Raw genomic sequence first — 20,288 nt, 5'->3', positions numbered from 1 at the left:
CTGCACTCACGCGGCCTGGTTCCACGTCAAGCGATGGCGTTCTGCCACAGGCTCGGCGGCACGTCGCGCAGCCGAGCGGCCAGCTCCATGCTGGTGTGCACGTTGAACTTCTGGTAGATGCGCAGCCGGTGCGCCTCGACGGTCTTGGTGCTGATGTTCAGGTGCGCGGCGATCTGCTTGCTCAGGTAGCCGGCGATCATCTCGCCGAGCACCTCGCGTTCGCGTGGGGTGAGCTCGTTGATGGAGGCGACCAGGCCGGCGCGGCCCTCGTGCACGCGGCGCGCTTCGCGGTCGGCGGCGAGCGCGCGTCCGACGGCGTCGATCAGCGTGCGTGGGTCTGCCGGCTTCTCCAGGAAGTCGGCAGCGCCCTGTTTCAAGGCTTGCACGACCATCGGAATGTCGCCGTGGCCGGTGAGGAACAGCACGGGTGGCAGGTAGCCCAGCGTGCGCTGAGTGCGCCGTGTCAACGTGTCGTACAGCTCGAGCCCGCTCATGCCGGGGATGCGCACGTCGAGCACCAGGCAACCGAAACGCTCGGGCTGCGGGTCGTCGAGAAAGTCTTGCGCACGCTCGAACTCGACGCTGGCCCAGCCGCGGGTGTCCAGCAGCATGGCCAGCGAGCGGCGCACGGAAGGGTCGTCGTCGATCAACGCGATGGTGGCGGAGGCGGCGGTGCTCATTCGGCAGGCGAGTGAAGGGGTGAGGGGGTGACCGTGGCGGCCATGAGGGGCCCAGTGTCGCCGGCCAGCGGCAGGCGGAAGTGAAAACAGGTGCCGCCGCCTTCGCGGGTTTCGGCCCATAGCCGGCCGCCATGGCTTTCGATCACCGTGCGGCAGATCGCCAGGCCCAGGCCCATGCCGTCGGACTTGGTGGTGTAGAACGGTTGGAACAGCTGGGCCGGGTCGGCGAGGCCGCGGCCGCGGTCGGCCACGCTGACGATGACGTGGCCATCTTCGGCCCGCAGCCGCACCGTGACTGCGTCAGGAGGCGGCGGGTGCTGGCCCGGATTGTCTGCGGCCGGCAAGGACTCGAGCGCGTTGCGCAGCAGGTTGACCAGCACCTGCTCGATCATCACGCCATCACAATCGATCTCGGGGTCGCCGTCGGCCTGCATCCCGACGCGCACGCGCAGACGCTGCGCCAGCGGCTCCAGCAACAGCAGCGGTTCGGTCAGCAGCGAGCGCATCGCATGGCGTCGGTGCTCGACCTGGCGCTTCTGGATGAAGCCGCGCAGGCTTTGCACGATGCGCCCCGCGCGACGTGCTTCTTCGCCGATGCGCGCCACCGCATCTTCGGCCTTGCCGCGTACGGGCGGGTCTTGCGACAACACGCTGTCGGCGACGGCGGCGTAGTTGGCGATGGCCGCCAGCGGCTGGTTCAGCTCGTGCGCGATTCCCGAGGCGAACTCGGCCAGGCTGGCCAGCCGGGCGGTGCGTTGCAGCAGCTCGTCGCGCTCGCGCGCCACGCGGGCCGCCTCGTGCTCGGCGCTGGTGTCGTGCAGCGAGGCCATCCAGCCCCGCGGTTTGCGGTCGCTGCCGACCAGGGGCGACGCGAACAGGCGCGCCGGCAGCAGCGAGCCGTCGGCGCGCTGCAGGGTCAGCGCCTGGCCCAGGGGCGGGCTGTCGCCGCGCATCATGGCATCGTGTGCAGCGGCGCACTCGGCGCGTTGTTCGGCCGGCCAGAACGCGAACGGCGCGACGGTGCCGACCAGCGTCGCGCTGTCCAGCCCCAGCATGCGGCCCAATGCCGGGTTGGCGTAGATGATGCGGCCATCGCGGCCGAAGGCAACCAGTGCGGTCAGCAGCGAGTTCTCCATCGCCTGGCGAAACCGCAGCGCGTCGGCCAGCGCCAGTTGCGCGGTGAGCCGCTCGCGCAGCCAGCGCTGCAGCAGGCGCAACAAGCCGACGATCAACAGCCCGAAGGCGACCACGGCCGCAGCCAGGCCGGCCAACAGCGCCGATGGGTGGCCGCTCGGATGCGGTCGGGTCCACAGCGCCAGGCCGCTGTCGGGCGGGCCGAAACCCAGCTGCTGGCGATCGGCGCCGTTGGCCGACAGGTCGGCCGGCAGCGCGCCGTCGCGCGGCGACAGACGCTTGTTCTGGCGGTCCACCAGCGCCAGGTCATAACGTTGTACGAACCACCACGGCACCTCTTGCTCCAGCAGCCGGTCCAGGTCGTAGGTGGCGATCAGCGTGCCGTGGTTCGAGCTGTCGTCGGTGATCGGCACGGCCAGCACCCACAGCGGCGCGTTCTGTTCGATCACCTTGCTGTACTCGGGCTGCTCCAGCGTGCGGGCTCGTTCGATCGCGCTGGCGATCAGCGGGTCGTTCAGCGGCGGCAGGTGGCGCGGGCGCTCGGTGGAGGTCACGTAGGCCGGCAGCCCGGCGAGGCGGTGGCCATGACGATCGAGGCAGTCGATGGCCAGCAGCGCCGGGTACTCCTTCATCAGCCCGTCGATGCGGCTGGTGAAGTCAGCCAGCGCGGCCGGCGTCGGCGGTGCCACGTCGTGGGCCCAGTTGCCGAGGATGTGCAGATGCTGGTCGAGCGTCGCGCGGATCGTCTGCTCGAGCCACAGCCCGTCCAGGGCGCTGCGGTGTTCCTGCTGTTCGCGCTGGTCGCGCAGCCATTGCCAGCCCAGGGTCGACGAGACGAACAGGCCCAGCACCAGCGCCAGCGAGGCCGCCCACCAGGGCCAGCGGCGATGGACGAAGGGCAGGTGGGCGTCTGGCACGGTGACTGCGGCGGCGTAGGGCGGCACCAGGCGTGGGCCACCCGGTATGGCCCGCAGCATAGGCGATGGCCCAGGCGCCGGCGCCAACGGAACGTGGAGGTTTCCACCGCTTGCGGCAACCAGGTCGCCGGTGCTCAAACGCCTGGCCTCACGGTGCCGCCATCAGCGCGGCCACGCCATGCAGGCCGGCATCGCCGCCGAGCGAGGCCGGCACCAGCTCGTGGTGGTACAGCGGCGGCAGGGCCTGCAGCGCCGTGCGCAGCCGAGGCAGATAGCCGGGGCGCAGGCCCAGGCCGCCACCAACGGCCGTGCGCGTGATGCCCAGCAGCACGCTCAGGTCCGCGAGCTTGGCCGCGAGCACTGCCACCGCGTGCTGCAGCGCGGCCTCGGCGCGTGGCTCGCCGGCGTCGGCGGCGTCGCACAGGGCGCTGGCGTTGGCATAGCCCAGTGCATGGGCCTCCCGGGTCAGTGCGGTGCCCGAGGCATGGTCTTCCATCGGCCGGCCATCGGCGGCGAGCGTTTCGCCGAGTTCGGCATCCAGCCCATTGCGGGCCCGGTGCAAGCGGCCGCCCAGCACCAACCCGGCGCCGACGCCGGTGGACACGGTCACGAAACAGAACTCACTGCAACCGCGGCCGACACCGTGCTGGTACTCGCCCCAGGCGGCGGCGCGCGCGTCGTTGAACACCTGCACCGGTCGGCCCCAGCGCTCGCGCAAGCGGGTGGCGAGCGGAAACGCCTGCCAACCCGGCAGCCCGGCGTGCGCGGTGACGCAGCCACCCTCGACGAAGCCAGCGATGGCCACGCCGATCGGCAGTGCCGGTTCGCCGCGCCACGGGCGAAGCAGATCGACCAGGGTCGCGACCACCGCCTCCGGCCCGATGCGGGCAGGTGTGGGCACGTCGGCGCGCCAGGTGATGCGCCCGTGCTCCACCAGCGCGGCGCGGCTGTGCGTGCCCCCAATGTCCAGCGTGATCACTCGGTTCAAGCGACTTCCCCCCATCCGATTGGCAACCGATTGGACGGGCCTCGCCCGTGGCCGGCAAGACGGCGATCTACCGGGCGGCGGCGGTAGTTCTACCGACGCTGCATTGGTGAAAACTAATGCCAGTGTGTTACCAGTCTGTGCGGCCGCATTGCAGGCGGCCGTCTCAAAGTGGTACTCTACTGGTATCTAATTGTTCACACTCTTGCGCCATGCCGACCGTCCTGTCCGTTCCTTCCGTGTTGTTGCTTCGTCTGGCCTGCGTGGCGGCCTGCACGCTCGTGCCCACCTTGCAAGCGGCCGACAACGCCGCCGCGCCAGCCGCCGTCGAGACGGCGCGCCCGTCTGTCGGTGCCGTGTTGAACGAAGCCAAGGCGCTGATCAGCAGCGGCCAAGGGGCGCAGGCCAGCGCCAAGCTGCAAACCGTCGAGGCGCTCGGGCCACTGAACCCCTACGAGGCTTTCATGCTGCAACGCTTGCGCGGGGCGGCGGCGCTGCAAGAAAGCGACCTGACGCGCGCACAGGCGGCCTTCGAAGCCGTGCTGGCGGCGCAGCGCCTGACACCGGCCGAGCAGTTGCAGACCATGTCCTCGCTTGGCCAGACCTTGTACCGGGCGAAGGACTTCCCGGCCGCTGCCAAGTGGCTCCAGCGCTATGCCGAAGCAGGCGGCACCGACGCGGAAGTGCTGGCGCTGCGCGCACCGGCGGCGTACTTCTCGAAAGACCATGCGACGGCGCGCACGCTGCTGCAAGCTGCCATCAAGGCCGATGCCGACGCTTCGCGGCCGACACCGTTGACGACCTGGCGCCTGCTGGCCAGTTCGCAGCGCCAGTTGGGTGACGACGCGGGCTACCGCCAGAGCCTGCGCCGGATGGCGGTGCAGCACCCGCAGCCGGCGTTCTGGGCCGAGCTGGTGCAGCATGAGCTGGGCGAACCCAGCGCTTGGCCTGAGCGCCAGCTGCTGGATGTACAGCGGCTGCTGCGTGCGGCGGGTGCGCTGGGCGGTGCCGACAACGCGCTGATCCTGGCCGCCCAGGCACAGCAGGCCGGCTTTCCCGGCGAAGCGGTGCAGGTGATCGACGAAGCCCTGGCGCAACCCGGCGTCACGCCGCAGCAGATGACGGCGCTGACGCAACGCCGCGACGCTGCCCGACGCCAGGCCGAGGCCGATCGCCGCAACCGCGCGCGCGACGAAGCCGACGCACGCCAGGCGCGCGACGGCCAGGCGCTGGTGACGCTGGGTTGGGCCTGGGTCACCGAAGGCCAGGCCGATGCGGGTCTGCCGCTGATCACCCAAGGGCTGCAACGCGGCGGCCTGAAGCGCGCCGACGAGGCGCGCCTGCACCACGGCATGGCCCTGGCGCTGGCCGGTCAGGCGACCGAAGCCCGGCAGGCGCTGGCCCAGGTGAAGGGTGAGCCCGCGCTGGTCGCTCTGGCCGGCTTGTGGGCCGACTTCGCCGAGCGGCGAACGACCGCCACGCCCTGAGCGTGCAGGCTCAGGCCGCGCGCGCCTGCGCCGGCTTGATGCCCAGCGACTCCAGCACGTCGTGCGCCACGCGGTCTGACGATTGCGGGTTCTGGCCGGTGATGAACTGGCCGTCGCGCACGCTGAACGATTGCCAGTTCGGCGCGCCTTCGAAGAGGGCGCCCAGTTCGCGCAGCCGGCTTTCCAGCAGGAAGGGCACGGTCTCGGTCTGGCCGGCGGCGGCTTCTTCGTCGTCGGTGAATGAGTTGATGCGCCGGCCCTTGACCAGCGGCTGGCCATCGGCACCCTTCGCACTGACGAGCCCGGCCGCACCGTGGCAGACCGATGCGATCAACTGGCCCGCGGCGAACGCGCTTTCGACCGCGCGCTTCACGCCGGCATCACCCGGCAGGTCCCACATCGTGCCGTGGCCGCCGGGGAAGAACACCACGTCGTAGGTGGAAGCGTCGACGTCGCAAGCCTTCGTCGTCGTGCGCAGCTTGGCCTGAGCGGCTTCATCGGCCAGCCAGCGTTCGACCAACGGGGCGTTCTCGCCGCGCGGCTTCAGGCTGCCGGCGTCGATCGGCGCGGCGCCGCCGTCCGGCGACGCGAGGTCGACCTGCAGGCCCGCGTCGACGAAGCGGTAGTAGGGCACGGCCAGTTCTTCGGCCCACAGGCCGGTGGCTTGGCCGGTGGTGCCCATGCGGGCGTTGGACGTGACGATCATCAGGATGCGGCGGTTCATCTGGAAACTCCTTCGAGCGGGCCATTGAGGGTGGGGAAGAGCAATGCAGGCCCGATGGGATGAACTGTATGAAGTCATACGACAGCGATAAACTGGGCCAAGAGAACATCACTTATTACTTTGTGTAAAGCATGTCGCGCAGCTTCGATCCGATGCAGCTGGGCAGCATCGAGCTGTTCTGCAAGGCCGCCGAGCTGAGCAGCTTCACCGCCGCGGCCCAGGCGCTGGGCATCACGCCGGCGGCGGTCAGCCGCTCGGTCGCACGCCTGGAGGCTCGGCTCGGCGCACGCCTGTTCGTGCGTAGCACGCGCCAGATCCGGCTGACCGACGACGGCCGCAGCTACTTCGAGCAATGCGAGCAGGCCCTGGCGCAGATCGAGCAGGCGGGCCGCGTCGTCTCGGGCCGGCAGAGCGAGCCGACCGGCACCTTGCGCGTCAGCGTGCCGACCACCTACGCGCACCACCGGCTGTTTCCACTGCTGCCGGCGTTCAACGAGGCGTTTCCGAAGTTGAAGCTCGAGGTCAGCGTCTCGAACCGCAACATTGACTTCGTCGAAGAGGGCTTCGACCTGGCGATCCGGCTCGGCACGCCGGCCGACTCACGCCTGGTTGCGCGACCGCTCGAAGAGGCCACGCTGGGCGTGTTCGCTTCGCCAGCCTACCTGAAGCGGCGCGGCATGCCGGCCACGCTGGTGGATCTGCGCCAGCACGACTGCATCCCGTTCGTGCTGCCGCGCACCGGCCGAGCGGTGGCGTGGCTGTTCCGCGAAGACGGCGCCGACATCGAGCGCCCGGTCGACGGCCCGGTGCGTGTGCTGGACGACGTGCTGGGTTGCGTGAACCACGCCCGCGCCGGTGGTGGCCTGTGCCAGATCTACCACTTCATCGCCGACACGGCCGTGCGCAACGGCGAGCTGAAAGAAGTGCTCCAGCGCTACGGCGGCCGCTCGCGACCCTTCACCATCCTCTACCCGCACAACCGTCACGTCGCGCCGCGGGTGAGGGCGTTCGTCGATTTCGTGGCGGCCAAGCTCGCGACGACTACTTCGCCGGTTTGACGACCTTCAGGCTGGTGCCGCTGCTGAAGGTGGCGTCGGAGGCTCGCCACTGCTGGCCTTGCGAGACACGGTCGGCGTTCGCGAAACGGACTGCGAAGCGTACGTCGCTGCGGTTCTTCGCGAAGGCGTCCGGCGCGGCGAGCAGCAGGTCGTAGGCACCCAGCGAAGCGTTGGCCGGCACGGCCACCGTCACACCGATGCGCGACGACGACTGGCTCTGCGCCGGCAGCTTGCTCAGCTTGCCGTGGCCGGCCTTGATGACCGCGCCGGTGGTCCGGTGCTTCAGCCGAACTTCGAGCGGGCGGTCGGCGAACATGCGCGACCAGCCGACGTTGCGCAGATCGACCTGGACCAGCACGCTGTTCCCGCGCTCGACCCGCACCGGATGGGTGACCTTGTCGAGCTGGATGCGGTAGCCCATCCGCGCCGACACGGTGCTGTAGCAGCCTTCGGACTTCCACTGATTCAGCACCGACGGCGCGTAGTTCGCGTTGAGCCAGGCCAGGTGGTACTGCGGGCCTTCAGCCAGGATGTCGCCGCAGGAATCGCGGACGGGCTGGTCCGCACCCTCGCAAGTTTCGCCACCGAACGAGGCCTTCTTCGTGAGCTGCTGGATGTAGGTGCGCAGGTCCGGCGTCGGGTAGGTGCCCGAGTCGGTGGGGCCGGCCAGGAAGCAGTCGTTGTGCGAGGCGACCTGTGCCGGTGCGTTCGCGTCGGGGTACCAGAGCTTCAGGTCGCCCGGGTAGCGGAAGGCGATCTGCGTGGTGGCTGGCACGTTGGCCAGCAGTGCGTCGCGCACGATCAGGCGGTTGGCATCGGCCGTGTCGCACGACGTGTCGCCTGAGTGGTAGCCGCAGGAGTTGCCCGACTTGGACGAGTGCCACTCGCCCCAGGCGCCGATGAAGCCGGCGCGCATGTAGGGGATGACTTCGGCGTGCGCAGCGAGCACCGGCTTCAGCTGTTCGAGGTGGCGCGCGATCTGGGCCGAGGTGGCGTCGTTGCCGCCGGCCGTGAGGTCGTAGGCGAAGAGCAGCGCGGCTTTCATGCCCTCGGCACGGATCGCCTCCAGCCGCGCCCCCAGCGTGTTCAGGACCGACACGGGGATGTCGCCGTGGCGCCAGGCCGCGAGCGAAACCGGCGCATGGACCAGACGATGCCCTTTCGAATAGGCGGCGCGCACGCTGTCGATGTCGAACTCGGTGACGAGGTCGCTGCTGACCCAGCTGTAGAAGCCGCGGTCGGGGTTGGGCAGGTCGGCCGAGGTGGCAGCAAAGGTCGCCGAGACGTTGGCCGCGCTGGCGTCAACGGCCCACAGGGCGGGAACGAGGGCCAGGGCGAAGGTGCAACAGCGCAGCGGCATCCGGGCGGTGTGGGGCATGGGGACGGTCTTGGTTCAGGTGGCACGGCAGGTTTCGGCTCGACATCGTCCACGCTGCGGGAGCCGGCGGGGTAACGAATTGCTCGTGGCGCTCAAATGCTGATCCGGATCCGCCGCGCGTCCATCCAGCGCAGCACGGCCCACCAGAAAGCGACCTGCAGCAAAGCCCAGGCGTGCGAGGCGGCCTCGGCGCCGATGTGAGGCACCATCCAGCCGAAGCCCGTTTCGTACAGGCGCGCGTGCAGCGAGCGTCCGTCCCATTTCACGCCGTACATCGCACAGACCATCAGCATGCTGCCGGCGTAGGCAGTGATCGCATTGACGCCGAAGCGGCGACCGAATGGCGGTGCGCCGTGGCGATCGATCGCGGTGTGCAGCAAGACGAGCACGAGCGCGGCGACGCCGCCGGTGAACAGCATGAAGGCCGGTGTCCACAGGGCCTTGTTCATCGGTTGCCAGAGCGCGTGCACAGCGATACCGGAGAAGGCTGCTGCGACCCCGGCGAAAACGATCAGACGTCGTTCGCTACGCCGCAACCAATCGCCGCAGGCTGCCCCGAACAGCGTGGTGGCCAGCGCCCCCAGCGTGCTGAGCAAGCCCTCTGGCTCGTAGCCCAGGCCGGTGGCCGGGTCGTAGCGATAGGCCAGCGGGCCGAGCAGCGTGGCGTCAAGGCGCGACGGCAGGCTGGTGTGGCGGCCGAGGTCTTCGCCGGTGTTCAGCAGCAGGCCGTAGCCCGCCAGCAGTGCTGCCCACAGGCTCCACCGCGCCCGCGGTGAAACGTGCAGGTAGAGCCAGCCCACCAGCCCAAAGCAAATGGCGATGCGCTGCAGCACGCCCAGTGGCCGCCAGTGGGTACCGAAGCTGAGGCCGATCAGCGCGGAAAGCACCCAGCCCAGCAGCAGGATGCGCAGCGCGCGCCAGAACCACGCGCGCTGCAGCGGGGCCACGTCGACACCCGCATCGAGCCGCGGCCCGCCGGCGAGAGCGAGCGAGACGCCGACGATGAACAGAAAGGTGGGGAAGATCAGATCCGTCGGCGTGCAGCCGTGCCAGTCGGCATGGGCGAAGGGCCACCACAGGTGGGACCAGTTGCCGGGATCGTTGACGAAGATCATCGCGGCGACCGTCAGGCCGCGCAAGGCGTCGACGCTGTCCAGGCGTCCAGGAAGCGACGGGCCGAGCCTCTGGCTCGGCGCGGCCTGCAAGGCGGGTCGGGCAAGGCCCGGCCCTGGGGGCCTCTGTGCTCGTGGCGTGTCCATCAGAAGTTGCAGGGGCTGGTCAGCGTGGGCTCGGCCGCAGGAACGGCATCATGGCGTGCCACCCCGGCGCGGCGCCAGCCCATGACCGCCGCGTCGATCTCCTGCGGTGACAGCACCTCGTTGCGGGCGTGGAAGACCCAGTCGACGTCCTGTTGGTACACGCGCGGTGTGGTGCTGGCCGGCAGCAAGCCGCCAGGCGAGAACCACAGGTTGAAGCTGATCGCCATCGGCACGACCGGGTGGTTGCGCCCGCTGTGCTCGGTGATCTGCCGGCCGTCGAGGAACCAGCGGGTCAGGCCAATCGGCGGCGGCAGCACCTGCATGACCAGCGTGTGCCATTCGCCGCCCAGCGCCACGAACTCCTCGTGCGGTTGGTTGAAGGCCTGCCACGGCTCGAGCCGCACGGTCTGCCAGGTGATGCCGTACAGCCGCGTCTTGTCGCTGCCCCAGCCGCCGTTGGCCAGGTACTCCCAGTCCATCTCGCTGAACTCGGGGTCGTAGTCGAAACGCAGCGGGCTGACCGCGTAGAAGGTCTGGATGACGGGGTCGCCGTCGACGCCGGAGACCGGCTCGTCGGCGAAACGCACGCGGGCAGCGTAAGTGCCGGCCAGGAACTTGCGCGCGTGGCACAGCTGGGCCTGCACGGTGCCGGCGCCGGTGCCGTCGGTGCGGGCATTCAGGCGCAGCAGCTTGTTGCCGGCCTGCACCTCGTCGTCGGCGAGGGTGATCGCGTCAGCGCGCCATTGGGCACCGTCGACACCTGGGTGGCCCGGGCCGTCGCGCAGCGTCCAGCCACCTTCCTTGGCCAACTGCTCGGACCGGGCGTAGCCGAAGTCGTCGAAGAAGCGCTCCGACTCGGCGGCCTCGGCCGCGGCGCTGAGCAGCAGCGCCGTGATCAGCCCCACGCTGTAGAGCGCCAGCCCGAGCAGTGCCGCGGTGTTGCGCGGCTTCATGCCGTCGCTTCGGTGGTGTCCGGGTGCGATGTGGCGGCTGCGGTCTCGTCACGCCCGGGCAGCCGCACGAAGAACATCAGCACCAATGCCGGCACGCCGCAGGCGATGGTCCAGAGGAAGAAGCGCTCGTAACCCATCGCGACCTGGATGTCGCCGCTGATCGTCTTGGAGAAGATGAAGCCCAGCTGCATCACGCCGGTGCCCAGCGCGTAGTGGGCGGTCTGGAACTTGCCCGGCGCGACGGCCTGCATGATGTACAGGATCATGCCGACGAAGCCGAAGCCGTAGCCGAACATCTCGACCAGCACGGCGGCGCCGATGTGCCAGGTGTCCTGCGGCATCGCGGCAGCCAGGTAGTAGAAGGTGACGTTGGGCACCGCCATCATGACGATCAGCACCGGCATCGCGCGGCGCAGCGTCAACCAGGCGGTGAAGTAGCCGCCCAGCACGCTGCCGACCAGGAAGGCCACGGTGCCCACCCAGCCGTAGACGTCGGCCACCTGGCTGGTCGTCAGGCCCAGGCCGCCCTTGTCGCGTGCTTCCAGCAGGAACAGCGGGCCGATCGTCTGCACCTGGCCCTCGGCGAAGCGGAACAGCACGATGAACAGCACCGCCATCCAGATGCCGGGCTTGCGCAGGAAATCGATGACGATCTCGCGCGTGGTGGCCCAGATGCCGGCAGCCGTCAGGTCGCTGTGTTCGGTGCTCAGCTGGCCGGGCAACGCATAGGCGTTGTAGCCGGCCAGGCAAGCGACCAGCAACGCCAGGCCGAAGAAGATCGCCGTCCACGCGTTGAACACGCCCATCGGGCCTTCCAGCAGACCGGCGATCTTCAGCACGCAGCCGATCATGAAGAAGCGCGCACCGTTGAAGAAGGCGCCCTGCCAGCCGGCGTAGGCGGCCTGGCGCTGGTGGTCCAGCGAGGCCATGTAGAGGCCATCGCAGGCGATGTCGTGCGTCGCGGAGGCGTAGGCCACCAGGAACAGCACCGCGATCACGGCTGCAAACCAGAACGGTGTCTGCAGCGCCAAGGCCAGCAGCGCCAGCGAGGCGGCGCCGATGAACTGCATCACCACGACGATCAGCTTCTTGCTGCGTGCCAGTTCGAGGAACGGGCTCCACAAGGGCTTGATGGCCCAGGCGAGTCCGAGCACACCGGTCCAGCGTGCGATCTGGTCGTTGGGCACGCCCATGTTCTTGAGCATCAGGCCGGCGATCAGCATCACGACGAAGAACTGCATACCCTGCACGAAGTACAGGCTCGGCACCCAGCTGATCGGCGAACGCTTCGGGGTCACGGCGGCGGCGGTGTCGTTGGTCACGGTGGAACTCCGAAGTACAGCTGGAAGATGTCGGTCAGTGCAAGATCGGCGTCAGGCGTGCGGCGCGAGCGCAACCGGCGCGACGCCGTTGGCTGGTGCACGGCCTTCGAGCCAGGCGCGCAGCGCGGCCAGTGCGCCGTCGGCATACCCCCAGGTCACGACGGCCGGCGCGGCGATGTCGGCCACCTGAAACGGGTTCCACAACGACAGGTGCAGGTCCGGCTGCCAGCCGATCATCGCCGCACCGTAGCGCTTGCGGTGGTTCGACGCGAGCACCGTTTGGCGGCCGTCTTGCGGCAGTGTTGCCGGGTCGAGGTTCGGCAGGTCGGCGACGCGCAGCAGTTCCACGTCCGTGTGGCCGGCGAACAGCGCCGCGACCCCGTCGGCGGCCAGACCGGCTTCGCTGACGCCATCGGTGTCGACGCGATCCTGCGTGATCACGCGCAGCGGCGTGTCGGTGCCGGGTGGCGTCGCGCGGCCGAAGGTGCACAGGCCCCGAGCCCAGGCGGCACGCATCAGCGTGTCGTCGTCGGCACGCGTGATCTCGGCATAAGGAACGGCGCCGGCGGGGAAACGGCGGGCCAGCGCGTCGAGCCGCAGGCGCGAGACCTGCATCGCGGCCGGATCGAGCCGACCGTCGCGCAGTGCTGTGCCGACCGCTTCGATGGCCGCGCGCTGGTCTTCGGGCCGGCCCTGGGCCAGCGCCATGTCGGCACCCGCGGCCAATGTCAGCACCGCGCCGCGCGCATGACCGTAGCGGTCGAAGATCGCTTTCATCATCAGCGCATCGCTGATCACCACGCCGCGATAACCGATCGCGTCGCGCAACAGGCCGGTCAGCACGCGGCGCGACAAGGTGGCCGGGTGCTCGGCGTCGAGCTGCGGGTAGACGATGTGCGCGGTCATCAACGCCGGCGCCTCGTCTTTCAGCGCGCGGAACGGGATCAGCTCCAGCGCTTCCAGCTCGGCCAGGCTCTTGTCGACGGTCGGCAGCGCATGGTGCGAGTCGACGTGCGTATCGCCGTGGCCGGGGAAGTGCTTGACACAGCAGGCCACGCCCTCGGCCAGCGAGCCGCGCATCCAGGCGCCGGCCAGGCGGCCGACACGGCGCGGGTCGGCACCGAAGCTGCGCTCGGCGATCACCGGGTTGGCCGGGTTGTTGTTGACGTCCAGCACCGGCGCGAAGTTCCAGTTGATGCCCAGGCCACGCAGGCCACGGGCGACCGCAGCGCCAATGCTCTCGGCCGCCGCTTCGGCCTGCGCCGTGTCGTCGATCGCCCCCAATGCCATCGCGGCCGGCGCCTGCGGCAAGAAGGTGGCGCGGGCGACCGAGCCGCCCTCCTGGTCGATGCCGATCAGCGCCTGCGGGCCCAGCACCTCGCCCAGGTCCGACACCAGCTGCCGCACCTCGTTTTCGGTGCCCAGGTTCTTGCGGAACAGGCAGACGGCGCGGATGTGGTGCTCGCGCAAAAAGGTCGCGGTCTCGGCCGACAGCGCCTTGCCTTCGATGTCCACCATCACCAGGTGGCCCGGTTGCAGCGTCGTCATGTCAATGGGTGCGGGTCACTTTGGCCAGATGGCGCGGCTGATCCGGGTCCAGGCCGCGGGCGCGGGCCAGTGCCTCGACCATCGGGTAGAAGCTCTGTACCGCAGCGATCGGGTCCAGGTCTTCGTGTGAGGTCTGTGCGAGCGGCAGCTCGGCGCCAGGCGTGCCCAGCGGTGCGGCGAGCAGCACGCGCGCACCGCGGTCGCGCATCTCGGCTGCCAATGCGATCAACCCGGCCTGTGCCGGCCCGCGCGGCGCGAAGACCAGCAGCGGGTAACCCTCTTCGACCAGCGCCATCGGGCCGTGCTTGACCTCGGCGCCCGAGAACGCTTCGGCCTGGATGTTGCACGTCTCCTTGAACTTCAGCGCCGCTTCCATCGCGATCGCGAGGCCGGTGCCGCGGCCGATCACGAACAGCCTGTCGGCATGGCGCAGCGCGTCGACGCCGCGCGTCCAGTCGCAATCCAGCGCCTGGGCCATCGCCAGCGGCAGGTTCTGCAGCGCCGAATTCAACGCCGCGTCTTCACGCCAGCCGGCGACGATGCGCGCACCGGCCACCAGCTGCGCGATGTAGCTCTTGGTGGCGGCCACGCTGCGCTCGGGGCCTGCATGCAGCGGCAACACCCACTCGGCGGCTTCGCCCAGCGGCGAATCGGGCTGGTTGACGATCGCGACGGTGCGGGCGCCGCCGGTACGCAGGAAGCGCGTCGGCGACACCAGGTCGGGGCTCTGGCCGGATTGCGAGAACGCCAGCGAGACCAGGCCATCGCATTGCATTTGCGACTGGTACAGCGTGACCACCGACATCGGCAACGAAGTCACCAGCCGGCCCAACCGCGCCATCACCAGGTAGGCCATGTAGTGCGCGGCATGGTCCGAGCTGCCGCGGCCGATCGTCAGCACGTCCTTCGGCGGCGTCTCGCGCAGCAGCCGGGTCAAGGCGGCGTAGGTGTCGGCGTCGGCCGCCAATTGGCGTGCCACGGCCTGGGGGGCCTCGCGGCTTTCCTCAAGCATCCGGGTGGTCAAGGGTCTCTCCTTCGATGACGACGCGCGTCAGGTTCAGTGCGGGGTCGAACACCACGATGTCGGCCACCGCACCCGGGGCCAGCCGGCCGTGCTCGGCCAGGCCCAGGTAGTCGGCCGCGTAGGTGGACGTACGGGACGAAGCCTCGGCCACGCTGAGGCCCAGGCTGACGAAGTTGCGCAGCGCCTGGTCCATCGTCAGCGCGCTGCCGGCGAGCGTGCCGTCTTCGAGCCGCACGCCGCCCAGGCATTTGAAGACCTTGTGGCGGCCGAGCCGGTACTCGCCGTCCGGCATGCCGGTCGCGGCCGTTGAATCGGTGACACCGTACAGCTTCGGGATCGCGCGCAGCGCGGCCTTCAGCGCACCGGGGTGCACATGCAGCAGGTCGGGGATGATTTCGGAGTACTCGGCATGCGCCAGCGCCGCGCCGGCCATGCCGGGGTCGCGGTGGTGCAAGCCCGTCATCGCGTTGAACAGGTGCGTGAAGCCCGCGGCACCGGCGTTCAGTGCGGCGACACCGTCTTCATAACACCCGGCGCTGTGGCCCAGCTGCACGCGGTAGCCCTCGCGCACCAGCTGCGCGATTAGCTCGATGTGGCCTTTCAGCTCGGGCGCGACGGTGATCAGGCGGATCGGTGCCAACGCATGCAGCGCACGCACTTCGTCGAGCGATGCTTCACGCGCGAAGTCGGGTTGCGCACCGAGCTTGCCGGGGTTGATGTACGGCCCTTCGAGGTGCACGCCCAGCACGCGGGCGCTGTTCGCCGGCCGGCTGCGGCAGATCGGGCCCAACGCCTCGAACGCATGCAGGATGTCTTCGGCGGGCGCCGTCATCGTCGTCGCCAGCATCGAGGTCGTGCCGTGGCGGGCGTGGGTACGGGCGATGAGGAACGCCGCTTCGCCGGCGTCCATCGTGTCGTGCCCACCGCCCCCGTGCACGTGCAGGTCGATGAAGCCTGGCAGCACGATTGGCGCACCGCTGGCGCGCACCTCAGGCTCGTCCACCGCCCGGCCATTGATCGACACGATGCGTCCACCTTCGTGCAGCAGCTCACCGAGCCGCCAGCCGAACGGCGTCAACACCGCGCCTTGAATCGAATCTCTCATCCCGTTCCTAGTCCGTTCCCAATCGTGGCGCTCCACAGGAGTCGCCACCTGTCAAGTGGCGTGCGCGGATCCGGCTCTGCCGGTCCGCTGCGCGAGCCCCCTCGGGGGCGTGGGGGTTCATGGTTCTCGTCGCATCTCGGCCACGAAGCCGTAGTACTCACTGCGGCAGTACGACTGCGTCAGCTCCACCGGCTGGCCGGTTTCCAGGTAGCCCACGCGGCTGATGTGCAGCACGGCCTGACCGGTGGGCACGTTCAGGCGCTGGGCCAGCGTGGCATCCGCATTCAGCGCACGCAGGTGCTGCAAGGCTCGCACGGGCGCCTTGCCACTGTGTTCGAGGTGGGCATACAGCGAGGCCTCGACGGCGCCCGGATCCGGCAGGATCTGTTCTGGCAGCACGCTGACCTCGTACGCCATCACGACGTCGTCGGCCAGGCGCAGCCGTTCGAGCCTGGCCACGCGCGCGCCGGTCGACAGCCCCAGCGTCAGCTGTTCATCGGGCGAGACGGCGGTCAAGGCACGCTTGAGCCAACGCGACGACGGCCTGAAGCCGCGCTGCTGCAGCTCTTCGGAGAAGCTCGTCAGCCGGGTCAAGGGTTGCTCCAGTTTCGGCGCGATGTAGTTGCCCGAACCGCGCTTGCGCACCACCAGGCCCTGGCTCACCAACTGGTCGATCGCCTTGCGCGCGGTGACGCGCGACAGGCCCAGCGATTCGCTCAGCATGCGTTCGGACGGCAGCGCTTCGTCAGCCTGGTACCGGCCGGCGCGGATGGCCTGCGCGATCTTTTGCGACAGCTGCACGTACAACGGGACGGTGGTCCGCTCGTCGGGACGCAACTCGAAGGGCATGCCGTTGATCATCGAGCCTCCGCCAGCTTCTTTCGCAGCAGGTGCAGTGCGCCGTCGGCGGCATCACCCCGGGGTTCGCGGCAGCGCGTGCGCAGCGAGGCCGGCAGGCGAGGCTGCAAGCGGCGCGCGACGCTGCCGCTGCAGACGACAGGCAGCGTGCCCGCGGCGTCCAGCGCGCGCACCAGCGCGGCCAGCGACAGCACCGCGGCGTCGAGCAGCGCCGCGGCCTGGGCATCGGTCTTCTCGTGTTCGAACACCAGCGGCGCCAAGCCGGCGTAGGCCGTCTGGTTGGCACGGGCGCACCAACCCAGCATGGCATCGGCGTCCGCGCCGGTGGCCGCACAAACGGCACGCGACAAGGGGCCGGCGCTGGCGCGGCCATCGAGCGTTTGCTGGGCCAGGCGCACCGCCTCGAAGCCGAGCCAGGCACCGCCGCCCTCGTCGCCGATCGGGAACCCCCAGCCGCCAGCGATGGCGCGCGAGCCGTCGGCGCGCCAGGCCTCGGCCACGCTGCCGGTGCCGGCAATCAGCACCAGGCCGGGCTGGCCGCCGTGCGCGCCGACCAGGGCCGTGAAGCTGTCGGTATCGACCACCAGCTCGGCAAAGCCCGGGTTCGCTGCCTTGAACTGGGCAGCCTGTTCAGGGGCGTTGACGCCGGCCAGGCCGGCCGCCAGTGCGCAGTCATACCAGGCGGGGGTGGGCAGGCCCGCCTGCCCGAAGGCCTGGGTGGCCGCGTGGATGATCTGCTGCCAGGCGCCGGCGACGCCGTGCGACAGGCTGGAGGGCCCGGCCTCGCCTTGGGCGAGGATTTGGCCGTTCGCATGGCACAGCCGCGCCCGGGTGCCGGTGCCGCCGCCGTCTACGCCGATGAGGAAGCTCACGGTCACGGTGAATTCCTGCTGTTTTCAGTTTCGGTGAATTGGTCTGATACCAGTATAGTACCAGAGCCTGAGCTGGTCAACGCAGCCCGCCTCTCAGGTTTGTAGAGGCTTCTGCACAGGCAAAGTTGCCAGGTGCTCTTGGTATTAATACCAATTAGAGACCATCCGTGCCCCGGTCGGAACCGGAAGAGTGCTGCCATTCAGCAGGCATTCACTCGTTGTTCAGGTGCGCCAGATGCGCGGCGCTTCTCCCACCAGCCCCCAGCCCAGCTGTCGCCACTGCTCGCGCACGGCCCGCCACAGTGCGAACACCGGCTCGATCCGGTGGGCCAGCACCCGCGCGACGACCAGCCGCCCGTCCAATGCGCTGACGCCGGCGTGACCCGCCAACGTCGGGTGCTCGACGAAGCAGGCACGGGCGCTGTCGAGAAGTGCCTCGCGCTGGGCGGTGCTCAAGGGGCTGCCGCTGGCCCACCACAGCGTGGCCAGCACACCGTGGCCGGCCAGGCCGAGCGGCGACTGCAGCAGGGCGCTGTCGGCGGCGGCGATGCGGCCCCGTTCCAGCCACACGCCCGGCCATTCGAGCCTCTGCTCGATCGCGCCGCTGTCGAAAGGCTCACCGGCCGCCGGCAGGCCCAGCGCCAGCATGTCCCAACCCAGCATCTGCGCACCGGGGGCCAACTCGAAGCGCAGCCGGTTGTGTGCCTGGCAGCCGCGGTAGGCGATGGTTTCGAGCGGCAGCCATTCGAGCCGTGCACCGTCGGCCAGACGGGCGTCGACCTGTTGGATCGCCGGCGCGCCGGTGCTGCGGTAGAAGCGCGCGGCGCCGGGCGTCGTCAGCACGGCGTGGCTGTCCGGCGCGAGCTGCAGGCGCACGTCCAGCTCGTCGCCTGCGACCAGCCCGCCGGGTGGGTGGACCAGCACGTGGTGGCAGATGCCAGGGCCTTCGGGGTACAGGCGCTGCAGCACCCTCAGCGGGCCTTCGTGCAAGTCGTGCGAAACGGTACGTTCGCCGTCGCGCCGATAGTCGATGGCGAGCCGTCCGCGCCAACCCGTCGTGGCGTCGGAGGGTGGCTCGTCCGCGTCGGGCGCGGCGCTCATTCGAGCGGCATCGGCAGCGTGTCCACCGCGCGGCGCACCCACTGGCCGCGCGCCATCGTGGTCGCCAGGCCCTCGAGCCGCATGCGGCCCAGCACGCGCCGGCTGGCACAGAAGGCAAGACCGGTCGAGTTGCCGAATGCAAAATAGGTGCCGGTGTCGCTGCGCCAGTTCAACCGCAGCGTGGCCCACTGGCCCTGGCGCTGGATGCGGCAGATGTCACCCGCGGCCAGGCTGTCGAGCCAGGCTTCGCAGTCGCGCAGCGAACGTTCGTCGGGGTTGTGGGCGTCCAGCGCGATCGGCACGGTGGCCAGTTCGTCGTGGCTGGGCCAGGCGTCCGAGTCCGGCGGGGCTTCTTCGTCGGGTTCGTCGAGCAGCGCGCTGAATTCGGTGTCCGGGGCCGGAAGCGGCCAGACGGCCAGCGCTTGCCGCAAGTCCAACACATGCTGTTGGACGCGTTCGCCGGGCATCTGGCCGATCTTCAGCAGGCCGTCCTCGGCTTCCATTCGCAGGCAGTCCAGCTCGGCCGGGCGCAATGGCGTTCGACGGCGGTAGCTGCCGGCGTCGATGAACGACTCGACGGCGCCGAGCACACGTTGGGTCGCGGGGGCTTCTTCGCCTTGCTCGACATAGGCCTTGACGACGACCTGCAGCCACGGCCCGAGCAGGAATTGCCGCACCTCGGGCAGCACCGGGTCATCGCGCAGCCGCGCCGCCATCTGGGCACGCATGACCGGCTCCAGCTCCTGGCGCTGGCGGTCGGCGGACAGAGCGACGGCGGTGGGCGAGCCGGACACAACCGGCGGCGAGACGGCACCGGCCAGCGGCATCGCGCTGGTCGGTGTCGTGGTGTGGGCACTGGCGCCGGCGACGTCGTGTGCCTCTGCTTCGGCTTCGGCCAACGCCTGTGCGTAGCGCTCGGCGGTCATCGGCTGCACGGCCGCTTCGAGCCCGGCGATGATCGGCTCGAGCCGCAGGTGCAGTGGCAACTCCAGGCTGCCGGGCGCGACGTTGGTGTCGAGCTGGCCGAGCGCCGCGAGGCGGTCGATCAGCCGCCAAAGCGGGTTGTCGACCGAGTCGAGCAGGCGCTGGTCGGCCGCGACGCTGCGCGCGACCGGCCCGGCGAGCCGCGCCATCAGGGCCTGCATGCCGGTGCTCAAGCCCGCTTCGCCCGCCACCTGGGCCAGGAGCGCCGGGATCTGGCCACTGGCCACACCGACGCCGCCGGCCTTGCCCACCGGGCCGCCGCCGGTGGCGCCGCGTGCACCGCCGGCCGGGCGGGCCTCAGGCTCGCGGCGGATCGTGTAGCGCGCAGGCTGCAAGCCCCAGTCGTTGAGCATCTCGGCGTGCTGCTGGTACAGGTTCGCCAGCGTGCGGGCCAGCGGGTCGGCCGCCATGCGCAGCGCCGCCAGCCGCACGGCCGGGTCCAGCGCGGCATCGTGCAAGGTGGCGCACAGGGCGCCGACCACACGCGCCGGCGCCAACGGCAAGGTGTCGTCGCGGGTGCCGCCGGCCACCGGCGGCGCACTGGCCAGGCGGCTGCGCAGGTCGCGCAGGGACCACTCGGCCGCGCCTTCGATGGCCTGCACGACGCGGGTCGATTCGATGTCTTCGTCGACGTCGTCGTCCGACATCAGGCTCAGGCCGCTGGGGGCGCTGAACCCGCTGGCGAAGAACGGTATCGGCACGCTGATGGCCGGCGCCTTGGGAGCCACCGGGTGCGCCAGCTGCGTGGCCCAGGCGGAGGCCAGCAGCGGCAGCTCCTGCCGAGCCTGGCGTTGGGCGGGGGTGACCCAGATGCTGCCGCCGCTGGGCGCGTTGCTCGCTTCACGGCAAACCTGGGCCAGCAGCGCGACGGCGTCGACCTGGCATTGGGCGAGGTAGCG

The 20,288-nt window shown here is 70.0% G+C and carries 17 protein-coding genes; 2 read left to right on the top strand and 15 right to left on the bottom strand.

Features of this window, described 5'->3' with window-relative positions; all coding sequences use genetic code 11:
- Positions 1-26: 26 nt before the first annotated feature.
- The 3 genes from VFY73_RS15520 to VFY73_RS15510 form a co-directional block, all read right to left on the bottom strand.
- A complete protein-coding gene (locus VFY73_RS15520; protein WP_329720297.1) occupies positions 27-680 on the bottom strand; it encodes a response regulator transcription factor in 654 nt (217 codons plus the stop codon).
- Entirely contained in the window at positions 677-2,791 is a 2,115-nt protein-coding gene (locus tag VFY73_RS15515; RefSeq protein ID WP_329720296.1) for a sensor histidine kinase, read from the bottom strand. The genes VFY73_RS15520 and VFY73_RS15515 overlap by 4 nt, the downstream gene beginning before the upstream one ends.
- Before the next feature lie 88 nt (positions 2,792-2,879).
- Entirely contained in the window at positions 2,880-3,710 is an 831-nt protein-coding gene (locus VFY73_RS15510; protein WP_329720390.1) for an ROK family protein, read from the bottom strand.
- Between the two features lie 218 nt (positions 3,711-3,928).
- Here VFY73_RS15510 and VFY73_RS15505 point away from each other — a divergent pair, with 218 nt between their 5' ends.
- Positions 3,929-5,203, top strand: a complete 1,275-nt coding sequence (locus VFY73_RS15505) for a hypothetical protein (protein WP_329720295.1) — start codon at positions 3,929-3,931, stop codon at positions 5,201-5,203.
- Between the two features lie 10 nt (positions 5,204-5,213).
- On the opposite strand, the gene VFY73_RS15500 is transcribed toward VFY73_RS15505, so the two are convergent.
- Positions 5,214-5,927, bottom strand: coding sequence for a type 1 glutamine amidotransferase domain-containing protein (locus tag VFY73_RS15500; RefSeq protein WP_329720293.1), 714 nt, complete (start codon positions 5,925-5,927; stop codon positions 5,214-5,216).
- Positions 5,928-6,058: 131 nt separating this feature from the next.
- Between VFY73_RS15500 and VFY73_RS15495 the strand changes: the two genes are divergently transcribed.
- On the top strand, positions 6,059-6,985 hold the full coding sequence (locus VFY73_RS15495) for a LysR family transcriptional regulator (RefSeq protein WP_329720291.1): 927 nt from the start codon (positions 6,059-6,061) through the stop codon (positions 6,983-6,985).
- Here the strand turns inward: VFY73_RS15495 and VFY73_RS15490 are convergent.
- From VFY73_RS15490 to VFY73_RS15440, 11 genes are all read right to left on the bottom strand, one after another.
- A complete protein-coding gene (locus VFY73_RS15490) occupies positions 6,969-8,363 on the bottom strand; it encodes a DUF4832 domain-containing protein (protein ID WP_329720289.1) in 1,395 nt (464 codons plus the stop codon). The two genes, VFY73_RS15495 and VFY73_RS15490, sit on opposite strands and share 17 nt — an antisense overlap.
- Before the next feature lie 92 nt (positions 8,364-8,455).
- Entirely contained in the window at positions 8,456-9,568 is a 1,113-nt protein-coding gene (locus VFY73_RS15485; protein WP_329720287.1) for an acyltransferase family protein, read from the bottom strand.
- A gap of 53 nt (positions 9,569-9,621) precedes the next feature.
- Positions 9,622-10,575 (bottom strand): glycoside hydrolase family 16 protein, encoded by a 954-nt coding sequence (locus tag VFY73_RS15480; protein WP_329720285.1) that lies wholly within the window; start codon positions 10,573-10,575, stop codon positions 9,622-9,624.
- On the bottom strand, positions 10,572-11,897 hold the full coding sequence (locus tag VFY73_RS15475; RefSeq protein WP_329720283.1) for an MFS transporter: 1,326 nt from the start codon (positions 11,895-11,897) through the stop codon (positions 10,572-10,574). Before VFY73_RS15475 ends, VFY73_RS15480 begins: the two co-directional genes overlap by 4 nt.
- Positions 11,898-11,948: 51 nt before the next feature.
- Positions 11,949-13,445 carry a beta-N-acetylhexosaminidase gene (nagZ, locus tag VFY73_RS15470; protein ID WP_329720281.1) on the bottom strand — a complete coding sequence of 499 codons (1,497 nt, stop codon included), beginning with the start codon at positions 13,443-13,445 and terminating at the stop codon, positions 11,949-11,951.
- Between the two features lies 1 nt (position 13,446).
- Complete coding sequence (locus tag VFY73_RS15465) at positions 13,447-14,457, bottom strand: SIS domain-containing protein (RefSeq protein ID WP_329720388.1); 1,011 nt, start codon at positions 14,455-14,457, stop codon at positions 13,447-13,449.
- Positions 14,450-15,574: an N-acetylglucosamine-6-phosphate deacetylase gene (nagA, locus tag VFY73_RS15460; protein WP_329720279.1), complete on the bottom strand. Its 1,125-nt coding sequence runs from the start codon at positions 15,572-15,574 to the stop codon at positions 14,450-14,452. The genes VFY73_RS15465 and nagA overlap by 8 nt, the downstream gene beginning before the upstream one ends.
- Positions 15,575-15,691: 117 nt before the next feature.
- Positions 15,692-16,435 carry a GntR family transcriptional regulator gene (locus VFY73_RS15455; RefSeq protein ID WP_329720277.1) on the bottom strand — a complete coding sequence of 248 codons (744 nt, stop codon included), beginning with the start codon at positions 16,433-16,435 and terminating at the stop codon, positions 15,692-15,694.
- The gene (locus VFY73_RS15450; protein WP_329720275.1) at positions 16,432-17,310 is read right to left on the bottom strand and encodes a BadF/BadG/BcrA/BcrD ATPase family protein; all 879 of its coding nucleotides are present in this window, start codon (positions 17,308-17,310) and stop codon (positions 16,432-16,434) included. Before VFY73_RS15450 ends, VFY73_RS15455 begins: the two co-directional genes overlap by 4 nt.
- Before the next feature lie 216 nt (positions 17,311-17,526).
- Entirely contained in the window at positions 17,527-18,405 is an 879-nt protein-coding gene (locus tag VFY73_RS15445) for an urease accessory protein UreD (RefSeq protein ID WP_329720273.1), read from the bottom strand.
- The coding region (locus VFY73_RS15440; protein ID WP_329720271.1) for a DUF1631 family protein at positions 18,402-20,288 on the bottom strand (1,887 nt) is incomplete at its 5' end. The genes VFY73_RS15445 and VFY73_RS15440, both read right to left, overlap by 4 nt.

Source organism: Ideonella sp. (genome assembly GCF_036277275.1).
Taxonomy (GTDB): domain Bacteria; phylum Pseudomonadota; class Gammaproteobacteria; order Burkholderiales; family Burkholderiaceae_C; genus Ideonella.
Note: the sequence above shows the minus strand (reverse complement) of the source record. Positions and strands in the feature narration are given on the sequence as shown.

What these genes read in the sequence shown, in the direction of transcription:
- VFY73_RS15520 (WP_329720297.1), bottom strand. Translation starts at nt 680, where the DNA reads ATGAGCACCGCCGCCTCCGCCACCATCGCGTTGATCGACGACGACCCT.
- VFY73_RS15515 (WP_329720296.1), bottom strand. Translation starts at nt 2,791, where the DNA reads ATGCTGCGGGCCATACCGGGTGGCCCACGCCTGGTGCCGCCCTACGCC.
- VFY73_RS15505 (WP_329720295.1), top strand. Translation starts at nt 3,929, where the DNA reads ATGCCGACCGTCCTGTCCGTTCCTTCCGTGTTGTTGCTTCGTCTGGCC.
- VFY73_RS15500 (WP_329720293.1), bottom strand. Translation starts at nt 5,927, where the DNA reads ATGAACCGCCGCATCCTGATGATCGTCACGTCCAACGCCCGCATGGGC.
- VFY73_RS15495 (WP_329720291.1), top strand. Translation starts at nt 6,059, where the DNA reads ATGTCGCGCAGCTTCGATCCGATGCAGCTGGGCAGCATCGAGCTGTTC.
- VFY73_RS15490 (WP_329720289.1), bottom strand. Translation starts at nt 8,363, where the DNA reads ATGCCCCACACCGCCCGGATGCCGCTGCGCTGTTGCACCTTCGCCCTG.
- VFY73_RS15480 (WP_329720285.1), bottom strand. Translation starts at nt 10,575, where the DNA reads ATGAAGCCGCGCAACACCGCGGCACTGCTCGGGCTGGCGCTCTACAGC.
- nagZ (WP_329720281.1), bottom strand. Translation starts at nt 13,445, where the DNA reads ATGACGACGCTGCAACCGGGCCACCTGGTGATGGTGGACATCGAAGGC.
- VFY73_RS15465 (WP_329720388.1), bottom strand. Translation starts at nt 14,457, where the DNA reads ATGCTTGAGGAAAGCCGCGAGGCCCCCCAGGCCGTGGCACGCCAATTG.
- nagA (WP_329720279.1), bottom strand. Translation starts at nt 15,574, where the DNA reads ATGAGAGATTCGATTCAAGGCGCGGTGTTGACGCCGTTCGGCTGGCGG.
- VFY73_RS15455 (WP_329720277.1), bottom strand. Translation starts at nt 16,435, where the DNA reads ATGATCAACGGCATGCCCTTCGAGTTGCGTCCCGACGAGCGGACCACC.
- VFY73_RS15445 (WP_329720273.1), bottom strand. Translation starts at nt 18,405, where the DNA reads ATGAGCGCCGCGCCCGACGCGGACGAGCCACCCTCCGACGCCACGACG.